The following is a 19,857-nucleotide window of genomic DNA, read 5'->3' on the forward strand; positions in this document are numbered from 1 at the left end:
CGACCTTACGTCAGGTTCGCGTGGGCGGCGCCGCGGACCCGGGGCGGGGTGCTGCGCAGCACCTGGAAGCCGGCGCCGGAGACCATGACCGGAATGCGCCGCGCGGCCTGCAGGTAGCGGATCCGCGCGGACTGGGGAAGCTCCTGCCACGGCAGCGGTTCGGCGTCGTCGGGATCGGGGTGTTCGGATCCGCCGAGCAGGTCGCGCCGATCCGCGATCCGGCGTTCGTAGTCGAGCCGCGCCAGCAGCCCGATCTCGTCGTCGTCGAAGGTGACCGCGAAGGCCGGATCGAAGGCGGGCACCATGAAGCAGCCGATCGCGGCCAGATCCTCGCCGATCCCGCGGGCCTGCAGCCGATAGGTCCGGCGAGCCTGGTCGCTGAGCTCGTTCCAGTGACGCAGGGCGGCGGCGTCGGCCGGCGCCTCACCGGTGGTCATGACGGTGTGGGCGCGGGCCTGATGGTCGACCCGTTCGCTGGTTTCGTGCAAGGCCCTGCCGAGTTGTTCGCTGACCCGGTCGGTGACGTATCCGGTGAGGCTGTCGATGACGCGGTCCTGTGCGGTCAGCCGGGCCTTCATCCGCCGGCATTCGTGCAACACCGCCTGGGCATCGAGGAAGGTCTGCTCGGATCGGCGGTCACCGGTACGTCCGAGCACGTCCTGCCCGACCATGATCACGATCATGAACACCAGCTGGGCGAGTGTGGACAGAAACGCCATGAAGGCGAACGGGTACGGGTCCAGACGCTGAATTCCCGCCTGTGCCAGCACAACCCACAGAATCTGCGAACCGAGCGCGAGGTAGAAGCCCCAGACGCTGCCCAGCCGCTCGGTCAGCCACACCGCGATCCGGTCGTTGGTGCTGACCGCCTGGTCGGCGGCCTGCGGCGGCGACTGCACCCGATGCCGTTCGATCCACGGGTGCGGCGTCGATTCGAGCAGGCTCAGCCCCCGGCTGAGCGCGCGGTCGTGGTGGTCCAGATGCGCCTGCAGATCCGCGACCTGAGCGAAGATCGCCTCGGTGTTCTCGTAGGTCTGCACCGACCGGCGGTCGGCGGCGGCGCTGAGCACCCGCTGGCCCACCAGGATCACCAGGCACAGAATCAGTTGCGCGACGTTGTCGACGAACAGCAGGAACGGGAACGGATACGGGTCCACCGGGCGCAACGGCCCCCAGGTCGCCAGCGCCATCCAGGTGCTGAACCCGATGAGCACCAGATACAGCGCGGGCATCGACCCGATCCAGCGGGTGAGGGCGGCGGCCACGGCATCGTTGACACCGAGGCGTTCGTCGGCCATCGTGACCGCGCCGGTGCGCGTGTCCGGTTCGGCGCCGCCGCGCATCTCGTCGCCCCGGCTGTCGCTGCTCACCTCTACGGCCCCCTCGCCTGCGCTCGTCCGCTACCGCGCACTGTACGTGCCCGATATGGCGAGCGCGCATCCGATACACGGGGGAGCAGGACATGCGGCGGTGAAACCTTCAGTGGTGCAGTGGTTTCGGCCGTCTGCTGCCTCAGTTCGCTCGCGCCGGCGTGTGCGACAGCAGCGTGGCGACCAGTTCGTGTGCGTAGTCCGTGGTCACCGGGCCCGCGCCGAAGAGCACGCGAATGTACATGGGCGCCAACAGGTGATCGAGTACGTCGAGGGCACTGGGCGCGCGTTCACCGCGGGCGTGGGCCCGATCGAGCATGCTCTGGATCTGGCGGCCGCGTTCGGTGAGGAAGGCGTCGCGGGCGCGCAGGCCCGCATCGCCCGCACTCGACAGCGTGATCATCAGGCGCAGCACCGCGACTCCGTCGGGGCCGCTGACGTCGCGGGCCACGCCGGCGGCGTAGGCGCGCAGGTCCTCGGTGAGGTTGCCGGTGTCCGGAATCGGTGAGGTGCTGGTCAGCCAGCCGAGGGCGACCTCGGCGCTGAGCACCGAACAGGATCATCACGACGACTGGCTCGGCCGTGACCCGCACGCGGCCTTCGCCACCGCCGCCGAACTCGATCGCGCGGCCTGGCATCGGCCGGATGCCCTGTCCGCGACCGTGCGGCTGGGATTCGGCGCGGTACCCGCTCCCCTGGCCGCGCAGATCCATCGCACCGAAATCCTCGTCCACGGAATAGATCTCGCCGTCGTCGCCGGCCTGTCGGACCGCATCGACGAACGGCACAGCGCCGAACTGCTGGCCACCATGCGGGCGATGGACTTCGACATGTTCCGCCGGCCCGGGATGTTCGCGGCCGCGGTCCCGGCCCCCGCGGACGCGCCGCCGCATCGGCAACTGCTGGCCTTCCTCGGGCGCGACGTGCCCGACGTGTCGCTCAGCGTCGCAGCAGATCGGTGATCACCTCGACCACCGTGTCCGGCGCCTCCTCGGCCATGAAATGCCCGAGCGCGAGAGTGCGGTGATCGAGATCGGTCGCCCACTCGTGCCAGACCGCGGGCGCGTCGTAACCGAGTGCGGCGCCCCAATCCTGCTGAATCACGGTGACCGGCATGGTGAGTCGCCGTCCGGCGGCGCGGTCGGCACGATCGTGGTCGAGATCGACGGTGGCCGAGGCGCGGTAGTCGGCGACGATCGAATCGACCGCGTCGGCACACGCCCGCAGATACTCCGCGCGGACGTCATCGGGAATCGCCCCGGGGTGCAGGCACCAGGCGTCGAGGAAGTGGCCGAAGAATTCGTCGGCGCTCGCGCCGATCATGCGCTCGGGCAGCCCAGGCGGTTGGGCCATCAAATATAGGTGGAAGGCCACCGCGGCGGTGTGGCCGTGCAGGACCTCCCACATGTCCGGTGTCGGCAGCACATCCAGCACCGCGAGATGGGAGATCCGATCGGGATGGTCGAGTCCGGCGCGAATCGCGACCAGGGCGCCGCGGTCGTGCCCGGCCAGCGCGAACCGATCTAATCCGAAGTGGTCGGCCAGTGCGATCACATCCGAGGCCATCGTTCGTTTGGCGTAGGTGTCCGGGCCGGCGGCAACCGGTTTGCCGCTGTCGCCGTAGCCGCGCAGATCCGGGCACACCACCGTGTGCTCGCGGGCCAGCGCCGGGGCGACGTGGCGCCACATCAGATGCGTCTGCGGGAAGCCGTGCAACAGCACGATCGGAGTTCCGGAGCCGGCGTGCGCCACGGACAACGCGACATCCTCGGCAACCGGAACACGGTCGTAGTCGAAACCGGTGATGGTGGGTGCGGACATGCGGTGACGATCCCTTCTCTAGGCTGGTTCGGTGCGCGATCGATACTCGGCGGCGGGAATGAGCAACCGATGAGTGCGCAGCTCACCGACCCCGATGCGGCACCCTCGGCGGGCGTCCTGGGCCCGGTGCGGGCCGTCGCCGCCGACGGGACGCCGCTGCCGCTACACGGCCCCCGCCACGCCGAGGTGCTGGCCCGCCTGATCGCCGCCGGGGGACGGGTGGTGCCGGTGCCGGCAGTGGTGGCAGACCTGTGGGAGCAGCCGCCGCCGGGAGCGGTCGCCGCGGTGCGCACGTTCGTCGCCGCACTGCGGCGCGCCCTGGAACCCGGGCGCGCACCGCGCACCCCTTCCCGTGTGATCGTCACCGAGGGCACCGGATACCGGTTGATGTTGCCCCGCGACCACGTCGACGCCTGGTCCTTCGACGATCTGGTCCGCGTGGCGGCGAATCAGGCCGGGCCTCCGCGGATAGAGACGCTGGAGACGGCCCTCGCGCTCTGGCGCGGAGACGCCTACGGCGACTACCGGTGGGCGCGCGGAGAGGCCGCGAAACTCGGCGAACTACGTTCGGCCGCGGTGGAAATGCTCGCGGAGGCGCGGATCCGGTCCGGGCGGCCGGAACAGGCCGTCGCCGAACTCGAGACGCATCTGCACGCCCATCCCGCACGCGAACGGGCCTGGCTGTTGCAGGCGCGCGGGCTGTGGCAGGCCGGGCGGCGGGAGGACGCGCTGGCGGCACTGCGGCGGGCCCGCACCCGGCTCGGCGCGGTGGCCGGACTGGATCCCAGCGCCGAACTGACCGCCCTCGAGCGCGAAATCCTCACCGCGGATACGGAATTCGGCGAACATCGATTGTGGCGGGAGACCGTCGCCGCCTCCGGTGCCCTCGGCCCCCGCAGCCGTCTCACCTCCTCCGCCGACCTGTTGCGCGGCCTGGCCCTCACCGACGCGACCGGTCTGATGACCGCCCAGGACCGCCGGGCGCGCGCGATCGACGACCTGTCCGCGATCGACGATCCCGAACTCACGGCCACCGCGCTGACCCGCATGGAGGTCCCCGGGGTCTGGTCGGTACTCGACGACCCGGCCCGGTCGGCGCGCGTGGCCGAGGCCGCCCGTACCACCCTCGAACGCTTGGACGCCGAGGCCGCGCCCGCACTGCGCGCCCGGCTGCTCGCGCTGTTCGCCGTCGAAACTCGCGGCCGCCGTGGCGCTTCCGGTGCCGAGGCGGCGCGCGCCGCCGAACGGATCGCCCGCGACCTGGGCGATCCGTCCGTGCTCGTGCTCGCGCTCGACGCCCGATTCCTGCAGTCCTTCCACACCCCGGGCCGGTGGCCGATGCGGGCGCGGCTCGCCCATGAGCTCGTCACCGTGTCGAGCCGGCACGACCTGTCGACCTACCTGATCCTGGGACATCTCGTCGCGATGCAGGCCGCGGCCGCACTGGGCGACGTGGCCGCCGCCGACGAGCACGCCGCCACGGCCGACCGGCTCGCGGTGCGCTACGAGCGCGACCTGGTCGGCGTGTTCACCACCTGGTACCGCGCGCTGCGCACCGTGCTCACCGACCGGCCGGAGCCGGAGGTGGCAGACGCCTACGAACGCGCACTCGCCACCCTGCCGGGCTGCGGAATGCCCGGTGTGGCAGCCGGTCTCGCGCCGCTGACCCGCCTGTGCCTCGCGCTGCGGGCCGGCCGCGACCCGGCCGAATTCGCCGCGGTCGACTTCGGGCCGAACACCCCCTATGTCGCCGCGCTGGTCCGACCCGGAGACGCTCACGAACTGCTGCATGCGGCGTCGGCCCCGCCACCGGACCACCTGGCCGAATTGCGTTGGGCGCTACTGGGAATCGCCGCCCGCAGATTCGCGGACCGGGAGACCGCGCGCCACGTGCACCGCGCGCTGAGCCCGGCGCGGGGCGAACTGCTGGGGGCGGGAACCGGCATGCTGAGCCTCGGTCCGGCCGACGCGCTCCTGGATCGTCGGGCGCCGTAACGAAACATCCGGCGGCGCGATCCCTCGGATGTGAGTATCAACGGCCTCTCGGCCGCCCAGCAGCGCGCCGCGTTGCGCCGCCTCGTGGTGGCCTTCGGTGAACTGAACACCATCGTCGAACTCGCCGCGGCCGAGGCCTCTCCGGATCTGCGCGAACATGCCGAAATCGCGCGGGACATGCTCGGCGCCCTGGTCACGGAGGTGGCGCAGCCTTCACGCGATCGCCGGTGCTATCTGCCATTGACAAATGGCACATAGGTAGCTGATGCTCGGTACATGGAGACGAGAAGGTCAACGGAGACCTCGCCGTCGGCCACCGCATCGGTCCCGTCGTCACCGTCGCCGCGTGCGCGGCCGGCGCTGACCGCGGAACGGTACGGGGTACGGCCGATCAACTGCCTGCTACCGGCGAATCCGCTCGGCATCGCCGCCGCGTGTGGCCAGATCGCGTCGTTCACGGCGCTCTGCGGCCCGGTGTTGCCGGGAACCCGTGTGACACAGGTCCGTTCGAGTTCGCTGCGCGGGGAATGGGTGCGCGCGGCCGCCTTCATCACCGGTGTGCTCGCCCGATCCCGTGCGGCGCAACCGGTATCGAGTGCCCGAGAGGCGGGATAGCGATGTGGATCGTGGATGCGATGGCCGGGGCGAATGCGGCGCTGCGGTCGGTGATCGGCGGTGGTGACCGTACCTACGGAGCCAAGGCCGTCGTCACCGGCGCCGGCAGCGGCATCGGGCGCGCCTTCGCGCTGGAGCTCGCCGGCCGCGGGGGCGAGGTGATCTGTGCCGATATCGACCTCGGCCGCGCCGAGGAGACGGTCGCGCTCATCGATCGGACGCACGGCCGCCGCGCGCACGCCGTCCGCTGCGATGTGGCCCAACGCGCGGAGGTGGAATCGCTGGCGCGGCACAGTGCGTCGCTTTTCCACGGGCCGCCGACCCTGGTGATCAACAACGCCGGTGTCGGCATAGGCGGAAAGCCGGTGGGCGACATCGGCTTCGAGGACTGGCAGTGGGCGCTGGGCATCAACCTGTGGGGCGTGGTGCACGGATGCGAGCTGTTCGTGCCGCAACTGCGCCGCGCCGGCCGCGGCGGCATCATCAACGTGGCCTCGGCGGCCGGATTCGCCGCCGCACCCGCGATGGCCCCCTACAACGTCTCCAAAGCGGCCGTGGTGTCGCTGTCGGAAACCCTCGCCGCCGAACTGTCCGGCACCGGCGTGGCCGTGACGGTGCTGTGCCCGACCTTCGTGCGCACCAACGTCGCCCGCGACGGACGCATCACCGCCGGATCGGCCCGGCTGGCCGCCGAACTGATGCGCTGGACCGGCTTCTCGCCCGACCACGTCGCGCGCATCACCCTCGACGCCCACGAGCGCGGCCGCCTGCATGTGCTGCCGCAGCTGGACGCGGTGGTCGTCTGGCATCTCAAACGACATTTCCCGGCCACCTACACCCGGGCCCTCGGCGTGCTGAACCGGGTTCTGCCGCATGACGATCCGGCTCCGGCACCGGCCGGCAGCGAGAAGACAGGAGTCTGACATGTCCTTCGACTTCGACGATATGCTGGCCAAGATCAAGTCCCGGCAGTGGGCGCTGGCCGATATCGACTGGGACGCACCGGGTGCGGAACTGATCGAGCCCGACCTGCACGCCAAGCTGACGCCGTTCATGGCGGATCTGATGTGGATCGAGAACGTCGGCGCGCGCGGCTTCGCGGCGATGGCGAAGAAGGCCCCGACGCAGACGCTGCGCGAGATCTACCGGTACTTCCACGCCGAGGAGCAACGCCACGCCAATGCCGAACTGGCCCTGATGCGGCGCTGGGGCATGCTCGACGGCGACGAGATCCCCGAACCGAATATCAACGTCAAGCTGGTCATCGACTTTCTCGACAAATACGCCGACGGCATGTCGCTGTCGTTTCTGGGCACGGTGATTCCGATGCTGGAGGTGGCCCTCGACGGCGCGCTGATCAAATTCGTCACCGACGAGATCGCCGATCCGGTCGCCCAGGAGGTGTTCCGCAAGATCAACTCCGACGAATCCCGGCATCTGGCCACCGATTACGCGGTGATGGAACTGCTCGGGCACTCCACCGCCCGCAAACTGGCGATCGACCTGGTCGGCGGCTGGGCGAAGCCGTCGCTGATGATCGGTGTGCTCAGCTATGTGCCGTTGCTGAACAAGATGCGCGACAACATCGTCGCGATGGGAGTCGACGAGGCCAAACTGTATGCCGCGATGCGCCGGTTCAAGGCGGTCGGGGAGCGCACGCCCGTGGTGAACCGGGTGCCGATGTATCGGATCGTCAAGCTGCACAGCGACTGGGTGGTCAACCGCGACCATCCCTACCACCTGCTGGCCGACATGCTGGTGAAGGTGACCGCCCGCATTCCCGACCGGGTGCTGCCCGCGCAGCCGGCCTGGTCGAAGGAACTGACCTACGAGCCGGTCGCATGAGTACGGGCCGATACACCGTGTTGGACGTCGCGATCGTCGGAGCCGGATTCGCCGGGATCGGGGCCGCGATCCGGTTGCGGCAGCGCGGAATCACGAATTTCGCGCTCTTCGAACGGGACCGGCGCGTGGGCGGCACCTGGCGCGACAACACCTATCCGGGCGCGGCCTGCGACATCCCGTCGCGCCTGTACTCCTACAGTTTCGCGCCTAATCCGGACTGGTCGCAGACCTATTCCGGCAGTGCGGAAATCCTCGGCTACATCGATGCCATGGTCGCGAAGTTCGCGCTCGGCGATTCGATTCGCTTCGGGCACACCGTAACCGGACTGGCCTACGACGAGGCGGCGGGGGAATGGGAGATCGTCTTCGACGCCGGCCGCGCACCGGTGCGGGCCCGTTCGGTGGTGGTCGCGTCCGGACCGCTGGCCAACGCGAGCCTGCCGGACATCCCGGCTCGCGACAGCTACGAGGGTCATATGATCCACTCCGCCCGGTGGGATCACGACTACGACTTCACCGGCAAGAAGGTAGCCGTGGTCGGCACCGGCGCCAGTGCGGTACAGATCGTCCCGGAACTGGTCGAACGGGCCGGGTCGGTGAAGGTCTTCCAGCGCACCCCGGGCTGGGTCCTGCCGCGGATCAACCGGCACACCACCGGCCTGACCCGGCAGCTGTACCGGCACCTGCCGCTGACCGAGCAGCTCGCCCGGCAGGCCTGGTTCTGGGGGCACGAATCGGTGGCGCTGGGCGTGGTGTGGAATACGCCGCTGACCCGGATCGTGGAATCGGTGGCGCTGGCCCATCTGCACAGCCAGGTCCGTGATCCGTGGTTGCGACGGCAGCTGACGCCCGACTTCCGGGCCGGATGCAAGCGGCTGCTGATGAGCAGCGACTACTACCCGGCGCTGCAGCGCGACAATTGCACGCTGGTCACCTGGCCGATCGCGGGAATGTCGCCGGCGGGAATCCGCACCGCCGAGGGAATCGAGCACCGGTTCGACTGCATCGTCTTCGCCACCGGTTTCGAGGTGTCCAAGGCGGGTGCGCCGATCCCGATCACCGGCCGGGGCGGGCGCGTGCTCGACGACGAATGGCGCAGGGGCGCATACGCGTACAAGAGTGTGACCGTCGCCGGTTATCCGAATCTGTTCTTCACCTTCGGACCCAATTCCGGCCCCGGGCACAATTCGGCGCTGGTGTACATGGAGGCACAGATCGACTATCTGGCCGCGGCGATCGGCATGCTGCTCGAGCGGAATCTGCATTCGCTCGAGGTGCGCCGCGACCGGCAGGACCGCTACAACCACCGCCTGCAGCGCAGGCTGCGGGCGACCACCTGGAATTCCGGGTGCCGCAGCTGGTATCTGACCGAGGACGGTTTCAACGCGACCATGTTCCCGGGCTTCGGTAGTCAGTTCACCGGTCAGCTCGCCACTCTCGATCCGCGCGACTATGTACTGATCCCCGGGCGGGGCGGCGGGCGCGCGCCCGCCGCCGATCGGGCGGTGACCTCGTTGGGCTAATGTCGACACGATGCGTCGCGCCCGGGCTGCTCACAGGGCCGGGGGCGGGTGCGACGCGGGTCGGCGTCCGGCACGAGGAAAGGGTGGGCGAGAACGGGATGGCGGAGTACCGCATCGATGAACTCGCCCGCGCCGCAGGCACAACCAGCCGCAATGTGCGCGCCTACCAGGAACGTGGCCTGCTGCCCCCGCCGGTGCGCCGGATCGGGCGTGCACTGATCTACGACGACTCCCATCTGGAGCGGTTGAAGATCATCGACGTGCTGCTGCAGCGCGGGTTCACCACCGCCCACATCGCCGATTTCATCACCGGCTGGGAAACGGGTAAGGACCTCACCGAGATCCTGGGACTGCAGCACGCGGTCACCGCCGCCTGGGGGCAACCGGACGAGACGCTTCAGGTGCCCCGCGAATTGATCGACACCTTCCTCGGTGAGGAGGAGGCGGCCGATCCGGAGATCCTGGCACGTCTCGCCGAACTCGGGCTGGCCCGGATCGGCACGGAGACAGTCGAATTCACCGATCCGCAGCTGCTGGAGAATTTCGCCGAACTGCACGGGTACGGGTTCCGGCTGGGCCGGCTGGCCGATCTGCAGGCGGCCGTCAGCGGCCGCCTCGACGAGATCGCCCACGACATGATGGCGGCCGCCAAAGAACATATCGTCGACACGCACGGCCCCGGCTGGCTGCCCGACACCGACGACGAAATCGCCGAAACCGCCAAGATGCTCACTCATTTGCGGGGTCTGGCCGTCACGGCGGTGAACAACACCCTGGCACGGTCGCTGGACCGCGTGCTGCGGGAGGAACTGGGCGACTACCTCGCCGAGGCCGTGGACCGCCGCGCCAAGGAGAACTGACCGGCGCCCGCGCGGTCAGGACCGGCCGGGACCACGCCCGGGCGCCGCCGGAACACCCGCGCCGTGCCGAATTTCCAGCCGCCGTTCCAGTCCCTCGATGATCAGGGCGAGATCGAATTCGAACTGCTCACCGACGCGCCCGTCGGTTTCGCGAGCGGCGGCGACCGCACGCAGCAGCGGAAATCCCGACTCGTCGCCCAGCGTGCGCCGCACCGCGGCCGCCTGCGGGTCGATCGGCCCGCCGCCGGCGTCGAGCGCCTCGCGGGCGGCCGAATAGGCCATCGCCGCAACGAGTTTCAGCGTACGCCCGGCTTCGCTCGCGTCCAGTCCGGCGCGGACCAGCGCGGCCATGATCCGCTCGACCAGTTCCAGCGCCGACAGGCCCGCCTTGCCGTCGAACCGGACGTAGACGATGAGCGCGCCCACCTGCACCAGGGCGTCGACCACCGCGTGGCCGAACAATCGCAGCAACTCGCGCCAGTCCGCCCGCTCGGGCAGATCGACCCGGCCGAAACCGGTGTCGAACGCGTCGAACGCGACCAGTTCGAGCAGGCCCTGGCGATCGCTGACGTGATAGTTGAGCGATTTGCGATGCACGCCCAGCGCATCGGCCACCGCCTGCATGGTCAGATTCTCCGGCTCCAGATCGCGCGCGGCGGCGAGGATGCGGCGGCGGTTCAGCCGGGGCGGGCGCCCGCGGCGACGCCCCGCAGCGACCACGGCCGCACCGGAATCTGCCATGGGTGGCCTCGCTGTTCCTCGGAAGGCGGCGGTCGGCACGACGCGTCGCACAACACTGGGCGAGCGCGCCGCATGTCGAGCGTAGCCGCTTTTTCCCGACCGGAGAAAATAATGTGGGAACTTTCCCGGTCTCGGCGAGGCCGTGCGCCGGGCTAGGATCGACGATCGGTCCTCGGGCGAAGACCAGGCAGGAGTAGGTGATGGCGTCGAAAGCCGCCGGGCAGCGTCGCCGGCCCACTCAGGAGCGGGCCAAGGCGACCCGGGAACACATCCTCGACACCGCCGCCCGGCTGTTCGGCGAGCGCGGCATCGCCAATACCTCGACCAACCGGATCGCCGCCGAGGCCGGTATGAGCATCGGCACCGTGTACCGCTACTTCTCCGATCGCACCGTCATCGTCGAGGAGCTACTCGCGCGCCTGCTCGAGAACATCGAAAAGCGCGCCACCGACAGCATTTTCGATCGCTCGGACGCCACCATGCACGAGCTGACCTCGCGCCTGCTGAACTCGATCGCCGAGGAGTTGGTGGCCAACGCGCTGCTGGTCCGCGCGCTGGTCGCCGGGGTGCAGTTCTACAGCAGCGGCATTCCGGAGTTCGAGCCGCGGCTGCGCCTGCTGATCAAGGTGCTGCTGATCCAGGTGCTCGGCCCCGGCGACGATCACGAATACGACGTGATGACCTTCGTCGTGATCAACACCGGCTTCTCGGCGGTGCTGCGGGCCTCGGCCATCGAATTCGACGAACAGCAGCGCCGCGAGGCCATCGACATGACGGCGCACATGATCGGCGACTGGATCGAAGCCGAGGCCGCGCGGCGCGGCGGGGCCGGGGCCCCGGCGCCACGCCTCAGATGACGGTGCCGATATCGGTGGCGACGATGCGGTCGAGCGCGCGTTCGGCGACCGCCGCGATGGTCATCGACGGATTGCAGGCCGCGGTACTGCCCGGAATCAGGGCGCCGTCGAGAACGTAGAGACCGCGCGTGCCGTGCACTCGTCCCTCCAGGTCGCAGACCGTGCCCATCGGCGCGCCACCGAGCGGATGCCAGGTGCTCGGGGCCGCGGCATTGGTGTCGAGCACCGTACTGCCGGGTCCCGCGATGGCATGCACGCGCGCGGCGATGCGCTGCTGCAGGGCGGCGTCGGCGTCGGCGGGCCAGTACAGTTTCGCGTCGTCGGTGGCCGCGTCGTAGGCGAGATGTCCACGGCCGTCGGTGATTCCGAATCCGACCAGCATGGTCGAATGCGCGTCCACACCGGCCGGCGGAATCGACGCCTGGATCACGGTATTGGCGATGGCCGGGTCGTCCCACTCCTTGCTGCCGTAGACCACCGGCCCGCCCTGGGCGGTGCCGAAATCGTCGGTGGCGCTGGTCCAGGTGAAGATCCGGTCGCCGTTGTTGCCCCACTGACCGCCGAGGCCGTCGGGCAGATCCGGGATCTGTCCCTTCGCGGCGGCCCGCAGCAGCAGCTTGGTGGTGTTGATACTGCCCGCGGCCATGATCAGCGCGTTCGAGGTGAGAACGAGGTGTTCGACGACCCGTCCGGCGGTATCGATCCGATCCACGCTGATCTGCCAGCGGCCGTCGGGCGTCCGCGCCACATCGGTGACCTCGTGCTGAGTTCGCACGGTGGCGCGGCCGGTGGCCTCGGCGCGGGCCAGATAGGTGACATCGACGGAGTGTTTGCCGCCGTTGTTCACCCCGAGCGCGCAGTCGCCGTTGATGTAGGAGGGTTTCATCTCGCCGCGCACCTCGCGCAGCGCGAAGCTCCAGTCGATCGGCATGGGGATCTTCGACAGCTCGTAGCCGGCCGCGCCGACGTTGCGCGCGAACGCCCGGGAGGGCAGATAGGTGGGGCTGTCGATCAGCTCGTCGGGTGCGACGCCGGCGCCCAGCATTCGCGCCACCCGAGGGTAGTGCTCGCGCGCCATCAGCGCGTAGTCGAGTTCGGCGGGGAAGACCTCGGAGAAGGTCGCCTCGCTCGGCTGCAGCGTCATGCCCTGGTACACCAGCGAGCCGCCCCCGACGCCCGCGGCGCAGACCGCGGTCATGTTCTCCCCGACGACGGCCTCGAGCAGGCCGGTGTACGGCTCGAGCGCGACCGGCACGCCCAGCACTTCGGGCGCGGAGCGATACCAGAGCATGCGCCGGTCGGGGCGCGTCGGGTGCGGGAAGGTGTCGGCATTCGGGCCGGTCGGCCAGCGCATACCGCGTTCGAGGACCAGGATGTCGACGCCGGCCTCGGCCAGCCGAAGCGCGCTGACGCCGCCACCGAATCCCGAGCCGATGATGACGACCCGATGATCTTCCCTGGTCAGCGGGACCGACGTCTGTCGTCTCCCGGTGGTCATCCAGGGCTGGGCGCTCGCGGTGGCCGCGGTGGCCAGAGTCAGTCCGGCGGCGGTGGCGCCGAGCAGAAAGGAGCGTCGCTTCATCGGGGTCATGCACTCTCCATCAAGACCTACAGGTACGTAACATCGGTCGCGTGGTTCGTCTCGGACGCGAAAACAGGGTGCGTGCCCGGCGGGCGTGACCGAAACCAACCGGACAACTGTCTCCGGTTGCTAGGGCAGTGTGTACGACCGGGCCCGTCTCGTCAACTGCAACTTGTTCCAATCGAGGTGGCGCGCGTTCGGCGTCGTGAAATCCGTACGCGCCGAAGGACACCGGGCGCCGGTGGCGGCATCCGTCCGCCGTGTCGAGTCGCCGACCGCGTGCGGTAACGTCGATCAGATGACCGCGTCACCCCGGGCCAATCGAGGGCCGAAGGCCGCTGCGGCGAACCGACGGGCGTTGGTTCGCGCGGCGCGGGAGGTGTTCGCCGAGAACGGCTTCGACGCACCGCTGAATTCGATCGCCCGCGCGGCGGGAGTGGGTCCGGGCGTGCTGTACCGGCACTTCCCGACCCGCGAATCGATGATTCTGGCGGTGTTCGACGACAACGTCGTCGCGATCGAGGAGGTGGCGAATCGGCCGGGGACCACGGCGGTGGATCTGCTGGATTTCATCGTCGACCAGATCGCGGTCTCGGCCGGATTCATCGCCACGATCGATCCCACCGGCTTCGACGATCCGCGGCTGTTCGAGGTGTCGCGCCGGCTCGTCGACCTGATCGGCGCCAAACTGGCCGCTACCGATCTGCGCGGCTCGCTGCGCCCGGAACTCACCGCCGAGGATGTCGTGACCGCGCTGGCCATGCTGGCGGCCGTACTGATCAAAACCGAACTCCCGGCGCGCCAGGCCACCGCGCGGCGCGCCTGGAGTCTGCTGATGCGCGGGCTCAGCCGCGAATCCGGCAGCTGAGCCGCGTCGTGTGCGCCCGGGGTCAGGCGGCCAGGTCGGAGGGTTCGAACGGCGCGAAGAAGGCGCCCATCCCGCCGGCGGCGAGTACATCGCCCAGTGCGATGAAATCGTAACTGCCACCGGACTTTCCGGCGATCGCGCGCACCTCGGCGAGAATATCGCCGGTGTCGTGGCGCAGTAGCCGGCGCCGCGCGCGGACCAGATCCTCGGCCGGCACCTGTCCTTCGACGTGGGCCAGCATCAGATGCAGGCACAGCTGCTGGGCCGGGGTCGCCGGACCGGGCGGGCGGCCCGAGGGCAGGTCGGCCTCCAACTGGTCGAAGGTCTGGGCCAGGTAGAACAGGAATACCGGGCGCGGGCTGTGCAGCAGGACGGCACGCACCTCGTCGCCGAGCAGTTGCGCCGCGCGGCACAGCGCCGCGGTGAGCCGCGCGGTCGGTCCGGTGCTGTCGAAGTCGCTCATCTGTTCTCTCCCAACCACTTCAGTACTGCGGGCTGCCTTGATTCGACGGCGATGATGTCGGCGCCCTCGTGCGCCATCCGCTCCGCATGTGCGCGGCGCTGCGGGCGGGCTGCCCCGGCGACGAATGCGACCCGGTCGGTGAGTCCGCGGTCATGTGCCCTCCTGCGGCCCGATGCGGAATACCTACGGCGCGAACGGGTTTCGGCTCAGTGGGCGGTACCTCCGGTGCTCGGCCGGTTGTAGTGGCGCAGCAACAGCAGCGCCAGGACGAAGGCGAGCGCGGATGCGCCGGCGAACACGTAGAAGATGTTCGTATACGCGGCGCCGTCCGGCAGCTGCGCCAGCGGACCGGTGTTCAGTTTACGTTCCTCGACGTGTCCGGGAGCGTTGATGTGCAGAATCAGCGGATTGGCCGACATGACCGCCGCGACGGCGGCGGTGGCGGCCGCGGTGCCGAAACTGTTGAAGGCGCCGTACATTCCGGCGCTGATGCCCTGCTGTTCCTGCGGCACCGCCTCCACCACCATATTGGGCAGGGTGCCCAGATACGCTCCCGCACCGACACCGACGATCAGGGCGATCAGTGCCATCTGCCACACGCTGTCGTGGAAACGGGCGAACAGCAGACAGCCGATCACGAACGCGATGGTCGAGGCGAGGTAGGGCTTGAGCAACCCGATCCGGGTCGACATCCAGCCGCACAGCGGGGCGACGAGCACGTACACCAGCGCCAGGCCCAGCATGGCCTGCACGGTGAACTGCAGAAGCGTCAGACCGAAACCGGGCAGGGTGCCCTCCACCGAGAAGTACTGGGTGACAGCCGATGTGGGAACCTGGATGTGCATCTGCTCGGAGGCCTGCTTCGCGGCTTCGGCGGCCGCTCCGTCGACGATCTGCTTCTTGATCGCCTCGCCCTCCGCCCCGCCGGGAGTCTCCGCGAGATAGCCCATCGCGTAGGACAGACCCTGCATGACGCCCACGGACAGGAAGGCCGCGGCGAGAATTCCGGCGAAGCGCGGGGCGCGCAACAACTTCGGATCCATGATCGGTTCCGGGGTGATCAGCTCCCAGACGTAGAACGCCACCAGCAGGACCACGCCGCCGATGAGCCAGGCCAGCGCCGACAGCTCACCCCAGCCCCAGGTGGCGCCGTTGCTGAGATAGATGAGCACACCGGCGATACCGGCGCCGAGCAGCACCGCACCGAGCAGATCGATCTTGACCTTGGCGCGCAGTTTGGTCTCGGGAACCAACAGCGCCAGCGGCAGAATCGTCACCACGGTCCAGATCACGCAGAACCAGAACAAGGAACGCCAGCTGTAGTGGTCGGTGAGGAGGCCGCCGATGACCGGACCCAGGATCGCGCCCACACCGGTGCCGCCGCCCGCGAGTGCGATCGCCATATTCAGATGGCGGCGCGGTGCGAGATCGCGGATCAGGCCGTAGGACACGAAGATCGCGGGGAAGGCGAGCCCTTGTAGTCCGCGCCCGAGCAGCATCAGCGTCCAGTTCGAGGTCAGCGCGTCGATGAGGCAGCCCAGGATCGACAGCAGCAGGCAGAACAGGATGATCTTCTTCTTGCCGACCAGATCGGACAATTTGCCGAAGACCGGTACCGCTACGCCGCCGATCAGTGAGTACAACGTGGTCAGCCAGGTGAGCTGGCCGGCGTTCTGCTCGGGGAAGGATTCACCGATGAAGCGGGCGCTGAGACTGATGAACGTGAAATGGAACGGGACGATCTCGGTGCTCGCGACGATCGCCACGATGATGAGAACGACACGGAGCGTGGAGGCGTTCTCCAGGCGTCCGGTGTCGTTGTCATCGGGGCTTTCGACGCTGGTGGTCGCGGTTGCCATGGGTAGTTCTTCTCCTTCACCGCCACCCGTGCGTCGGCTCGCTGCGGCCTGAGTGCGGTGAATCACATGATAGACATGTGAGAATCCAGTTTCCACTGAATGAGAAGTCGATTTCTGTGCATTATTCCGAGGACTGCACCCGGGCCACGAACTCGGCCACGTCGCCGGCCGAGGGGTCGTAGCCCGGGAAGTAACAGCAGATGTCGCGGGCGTAGTCGCCGAAGCGGGCGTGGGCCTGCGCCGCGCATTCGGCGGGGGACCCGACCAGGGCGATGGTGCGGACCATCGGCTCGGTGATCAGCGCCCGCATCTCGGCGTAGCGGCCCTGCTTCGACAGGGCGTTGAGTTCGGGTTGCACCTCACCCCAGCCCTCGGCGTCGAGCACCGGGCGGTAGGCCGGGGTGGAGGCGTAGAAGGCGATGAGCCGCGCGACCGCGTCGACCGCGGCGGCCAGCTCACCGGCGGTACGGCCCAGCGCGACCATGGCCTGGGCGACCACCTCGAATTCATCGAGTGTGCGGCCCGATTCGGCCAGCCCGCGCCGCAGCGCCGGCACCGTGCGCCCGGTGAAATGCGCGGCGCTGTTGAACGGCATGACCAACAGTCCGTCTGCCACCTCGGCGGCGGTTCGGGTCATCACCGGTCCGAGCGCGCCCATCAGCACCGGCGGCGGGCCGAACGGATTCGGGCCGGGATCGAAGGTCGGCGGCATCAGCGTATGGGTGAAGAATTCGCCCCGGAAATCCAAGGGGGCGTGGCCTTCCCATGCGGCGAGGATGGCCTTCACCGCCGCGACCGATTCGCCGGTGCGCGCGGCCGGACGTTCCCACCGGCTGCCGTACCGCTTCTCGATGTGCACCCGGATCTGCGACCCCAGCCCCAGCCGGAACCGTCCGCCGCTGAGCGCCTGCAGATCGTAGGCGGTGTGCGCCAGATGCAGCGGACTACGCGGCCCGGCGATGGCGACATTGGTCATCAGGCGCAGATCGGTCTCCGCGGCGGCGAGAACCAGCGGCACGAATACGTCGTGCGGGCCCTCGAAGGAGAAGATGCCGTCGGCGCCGAGCGCGGCGATCGCGCGAGCGCTGTCGCGGGCACGCAGCGGCGAACCCTCCACCTGCAGATGCACTTTCACCGATGTTCCTTCCGTTCGGTGGCATCACGCTAGCGGAGGGTGCGGCGGCTCAGGCCGGATGCGCGGCGGTGAGACGTTCGGCGCACTCCCACACATCGCGTTCGCGCGCCGGATCGTAGGACTCCGGCGACGATTCGGCGACCCGGTAGCGATCGATGTAGCTGCCGGAATCGGCCGGGACCGCTCCGGTGACCACGTCGGCGAGGCGCCGGCCCGCCGTCTTCGGCGTGCTCGCCAGCGGCGTCCAGGTGAGCGCGGGTGCGAGGCGGCGGACGGCGAAGCGCTCCCACGGCCCGGCGTTGCGGGTCAATCCGGTGCCGGGGACGAAACCCGGATTGTAGGAGAGGATGTCGATTCCGGCCGGAAGCCGGCGCGCGTATTCGTGGACCAGGTAGATCATGGCCAGCTTGCTCGTCGAGTACGCGGTCCGGCCCGCGGCCGTACTCGACGGATCGGCGAAGGCGCCGGGGTGGGCCAGCACATCGGGGGAGTGCCACACCGGGCCGGGCACCATGCCCAGGTTGTGCCGCAGATCGCCGAAATGGGTGTCGCTGACGGTGATCACGATGCGTGAGGGCACCACGAAGCGGTCGCCGAGCAGGCGCAGCAGTAGATGGTTGGCCACGACGTTGACCGCGAAGGTGGCCTCGAGCCCGTCCTCGGTCGCGATGGTCGCCTCGGTGTACTGCATACCGGCATTGCCGACGAACCCGGCCAGCGGCGGCACCTCGCCGCGATCGAGCAGTTCGTGAATTCGCCGCGCCGCCGAGCGAATACCGGTCAGCGAGGCGAGATCGGCCTCCACATGCGAGGCCGCGTAACCCGCCCCGGACAGTTCCGCACACACCTGCGGTCCGGACTCGCCGCGTGCCAGCACCAGAAGTCGCGTATCCGGCGCGGTGCGCAGGATCTCCCGGGCGGCGATCCGGCCGATTCCGCGAGTCGCGCCGGTCATCACGAGGGTGTGCATGTCACGACGGTAACCCGCGCGCGGTCCGCACGCCCGTCGTGCGAATGGCGCAACCGTGCTGGGCGAACGGCGCAGCCGGGTCAGGCGAACGGGCTCTGCAGCGGCGGGGACGGTGGGAAGGTGACCGGCAGTGCGGCCAGTGCGTGGTTGAAAGGGCCTGGGCGCCAGTGCAATTCCGTCACCGGAACCGCCAGCTCGATATCGGGCAGCGCGTCCAGCAGCTGATCCACGGTGTCCTGGGCGATCAGGTACGCGATCCGGCGGGCCGGGCAGGCGTGCGGCCCGGCGCCCAGCGACAGATGGGAGCGGTTGCCGTTGCGATCGCCCTCGCGCACCTGCGGATCGTTGTTGCAGGCCGCGATGCCGATCAGCACGGGCTGATTCGCCGGTAGCCACACATCGTCGATGAGCATCGGCTGGCGCGGGTAGCTCGCGCAGTAGTTCGCCAGCGGCGGGTTGTTGAACAGCACCCAGTCCAGGGCGTCGCGGGTGGTGAGGGTGCCGCCGAGCAGATTTCCGGAGAACCGCTCGTCGGTCATCATCAGCAGCAGGGCGTTGGCGACCAGATGCAGCTGCGGTTCGATACCCGCGCCGTACAGGCTCACCAGCTGATTGATCACCTCCTCGTCGTCGAGGGCGCTCTCGTGCGCGATCAGCCGGGAGGTGATGTCGTCGCCGGGGTGGGCGCGCTTGCGGTCGGTATGTTCCTGCAGGGCGGCCGCCAGCATCCGGTTGCCCGCCGCCGCGTCACCGGTGACGTCGAAGATGGGCGCCAGCCCGGCCGCGACCCGCTCGGCGATATCGGGTTCGATGCCCAGCATCGTGTTCAGGCTGGTGAACGCCAGCGGGCGAATGTACTGGGTCAGCAGGTCGGCCTGGCCGTCGACGGTGAACGAGTTGATCAGCGGGATCGCGACCCGCTCGACGACGGTGTGCAGTGTGTGCAGGTCGACCCCGTCGATGGCGGCGACATTGGCCGCGCGGAATCGCGCGTGGTCGGGGCCGCTGCTGCGCAAGGCATTCGGGCGCCAGCCGAGCATCGGCAGGATCGGGCTGTCCGCCGGTACGGTGCGCTGCCAGGCCCGCGGGTCGGCGGGGAAATGCTCGGGATCGTTGAGAATCCGCAGCGCGGCCTGATAACCGATCACCAGTGTCGCCGGCACGCCGGGAGCGAGTTCGACCGGAGCGAAGGAGCGGTGGTGGGCGCGCATCCGCTCGTATCCGCCGCGCGGGTCGACGGCGAATTCCTCGGTGTAGAGGGGAACACGCGGTCCGTCCGCGGCGATCGGTGAACTGTGTGCCACGGGACACCTGTTCGACGGCGATTCCAGCGAATGCGGCGTGGTCACAGAA

20 protein-coding genes and 1 pseudogene are annotated in these 19,857 nt (G+C 69.2%); 10 read left to right on the top strand and 11 right to left on the bottom strand.

Annotated elements, in window-relative coordinates:
* Positions 1–5: 5 nt before the first annotated feature.
* Entirely contained in the window at positions 6–1,370 is a 1,365-nt protein-coding gene (locus tag AC5592_RS01830) for a DUF1003 domain-containing protein (RefSeq protein ID WP_063063150.1), read from the bottom strand.
* 142 nt (positions 1,371–1,512) lie between these two features.
* Positions 1,513–1,920: a TetR-like C-terminal domain-containing protein gene (locus AC5592_RS01835; protein ID WP_063063151.1), complete on the bottom strand. Its 408-nt coding sequence runs from the start codon at positions 1,918–1,920 to the stop codon at positions 1,513–1,515.
* On the opposite strand from AC5592_RS01835, the gene AC5592_RS01840 reads away from it, so the two are divergent.
* On the top strand, positions 1,880–2,332 hold the full coding sequence (locus tag AC5592_RS01840) for a TIGR03086 family metal-binding protein (protein ID WP_063063152.1): 453 nt from the start codon (positions 1,880–1,882) through the stop codon (positions 2,330–2,332). The genes AC5592_RS01835 and AC5592_RS01840 overlap by 41 nt on opposite strands.
* Here AC5592_RS01840 and AC5592_RS01845 read toward each other — a convergent pair.
* Complete coding sequence (locus tag AC5592_RS01845) at positions 2,310–3,191, bottom strand: alpha/beta fold hydrolase (RefSeq protein ID WP_063063153.1); 882 nt, start codon at positions 3,189–3,191, stop codon at positions 2,310–2,312. The genes AC5592_RS01840 and AC5592_RS01845 overlap by 23 nt on opposite strands.
* 69 nt (positions 3,192–3,260) lie before the next feature.
* Here AC5592_RS01845 and AC5592_RS01850 point away from each other — a divergent pair, with 69 nt between their 5' ends.
* The 7 genes from AC5592_RS01850 to AC5592_RS01880 all read left to right on the top strand — a co-directional run bounded on the left by AC5592_RS01850 (position 3,261) and on the right by AC5592_RS01880 (position 10,029).
* A complete protein-coding gene (locus AC5592_RS01850) occupies positions 3,261–5,186 on the top strand; it encodes an AfsR/SARP family transcriptional regulator (RefSeq protein WP_063063154.1) in 1,926 nt (641 codons plus the stop codon).
* A gap of 30 nt (positions 5,187–5,216) precedes the next feature.
* Complete coding sequence (locus AC5592_RS01855) at positions 5,217–5,444, top strand: hypothetical protein (protein ID WP_039778153.1); 228 nt, start codon at positions 5,217–5,219, stop codon at positions 5,442–5,444.
* A gap of 18 nt (positions 5,445–5,462) precedes the next feature.
* Complete coding sequence (locus tag AC5592_RS01860) at positions 5,463–5,801, top strand: hypothetical protein (protein WP_063063155.1); 339 nt, start codon at positions 5,463–5,465, stop codon at positions 5,799–5,801.
* 20 nt (positions 5,802–5,821) lie between these two features.
* A complete protein-coding gene (locus AC5592_RS01865; RefSeq protein ID WP_063063200.1) occupies positions 5,822–6,724 on the top strand; it encodes an SDR family NAD(P)-dependent oxidoreductase in 903 nt (300 codons plus the stop codon).
* A gap of 1 nt (position 6,725) precedes the next feature.
* Entirely contained in the window at positions 6,726–7,646 is a 921-nt protein-coding gene (locus AC5592_RS01870; protein ID WP_036502379.1) for a ferritin family protein, read from the top strand.
* A complete protein-coding gene (locus tag AC5592_RS01875) occupies positions 7,643–9,169 on the top strand; it encodes a flavin-containing monooxygenase (RefSeq protein WP_063063156.1) in 1,527 nt (508 codons plus the stop codon). The genes AC5592_RS01870 and AC5592_RS01875 overlap by 4 nt, the downstream gene beginning before the upstream one ends.
* Positions 9,170–9,252: 83 nt before the next feature.
* The gene (locus AC5592_RS01880; protein ID WP_371507058.1) at positions 9,253–10,029 is read left to right on the top strand and encodes a MerR family transcriptional regulator; all 777 of its coding nucleotides are present in this window, start codon (positions 9,253–9,255) and stop codon (positions 10,027–10,029) included.
* Between the two features lie 15 nt (positions 10,030–10,044).
* Here AC5592_RS01880 and AC5592_RS01885 read toward each other — a convergent pair whose 3' ends face one another.
* Complete coding sequence (locus AC5592_RS01885; protein ID WP_063063158.1) at positions 10,045–10,770, bottom strand: TetR/AcrR family transcriptional regulator C-terminal domain-containing protein; 726 nt, start codon at positions 10,768–10,770, stop codon at positions 10,045–10,047.
* Between the two features lie 200 nt (positions 10,771–10,970).
* Between AC5592_RS01885 and AC5592_RS01890 the strand changes: the two genes are divergently transcribed.
* Positions 10,971–11,627, top strand: coding sequence for a TetR/AcrR family transcriptional regulator (locus AC5592_RS01890; protein ID WP_063063159.1), 657 nt, complete (start codon positions 10,971–10,973; stop codon positions 11,625–11,627).
* Here the strand turns inward: AC5592_RS01890 and AC5592_RS01895 are convergent.
* Entirely contained in the window at positions 11,620–13,218 is a 1,599-nt protein-coding gene (locus AC5592_RS01895; protein WP_063063160.1) for a GMC oxidoreductase, read from the bottom strand. The genes AC5592_RS01890 and AC5592_RS01895 overlap by 8 nt on opposite strands.
* Before the next feature lie 289 nt (positions 13,219–13,507).
* Here AC5592_RS01895 and AC5592_RS01900 point away from each other — a divergent pair, with 289 nt between their 5' ends.
* Positions 13,508–14,077, top strand: coding sequence for a TetR family transcriptional regulator (locus AC5592_RS01900; RefSeq protein WP_036502403.1), 570 nt, complete (start codon positions 13,508–13,510; stop codon positions 14,075–14,077).
* A 22-nt stretch (positions 14,078–14,099) separates the two neighbouring features.
* On the opposite strand, the gene AC5592_RS01905 is transcribed toward AC5592_RS01900, so the two are convergent.
* The 6 genes and pseudogenes from AC5592_RS01905 to AC5592_RS01930 form a co-directional block, all read right to left on the bottom strand.
* Complete coding sequence (locus tag AC5592_RS01905) at positions 14,100–14,540, bottom strand: hypothetical protein (protein ID WP_063063161.1); 441 nt, start codon at positions 14,538–14,540, stop codon at positions 14,100–14,102.
* 41 nt (positions 14,541–14,581) lie between these two features.
* Positions 14,582–14,683: pseudogene (locus AC5592_RS01910) on the bottom strand (SDR family mycofactocin-dependent oxidoreductase); the annotation flags it as partial.
* A 63-nt stretch (positions 14,684–14,746) separates the two neighbouring features.
* On the bottom strand, positions 14,747–16,399 hold the full coding sequence (locus AC5592_RS01915) for an MFS transporter (protein ID WP_063063162.1): 1,653 nt from the start codon (positions 16,397–16,399) through the stop codon (positions 14,747–14,749).
* A 121-nt stretch (positions 16,400–16,520) separates the two neighbouring features.
* Positions 16,521–17,534, bottom strand: a complete 1,014-nt coding sequence (locus AC5592_RS01920) for a TIGR03617 family F420-dependent LLM class oxidoreductase (RefSeq protein WP_036502372.1) — start codon at positions 17,532–17,534, stop codon at positions 16,521–16,523.
* A 49-nt stretch (positions 17,535–17,583) separates the two neighbouring features.
* Positions 17,584–18,504, bottom strand: a complete 921-nt coding sequence (locus AC5592_RS01925) for an SDR family NAD(P)-dependent oxidoreductase (protein WP_036502370.1) — start codon at positions 18,502–18,504, stop codon at positions 17,584–17,586.
* Positions 18,505–18,584: 80 nt separating this feature from the next.
* Positions 18,585–19,808 carry a cytochrome P450 family protein gene (locus tag AC5592_RS01930; RefSeq protein WP_306304676.1) on the bottom strand — a complete coding sequence of 408 codons (1,224 nt, stop codon included), beginning with the start codon at positions 19,806–19,808 and terminating at the stop codon, positions 18,585–18,587.
* Positions 19,809–19,857: the final 49 nt, after the last annotated feature.

It is taken from the genome of Nocardia violaceofusca NBRC 14427, from assembly GCF_963869435.1.
Taxonomy (GTDB): domain Bacteria; phylum Actinomycetota; class Actinomycetes; order Mycobacteriales; family Mycobacteriaceae; genus Nocardia; species Nocardia aobensis.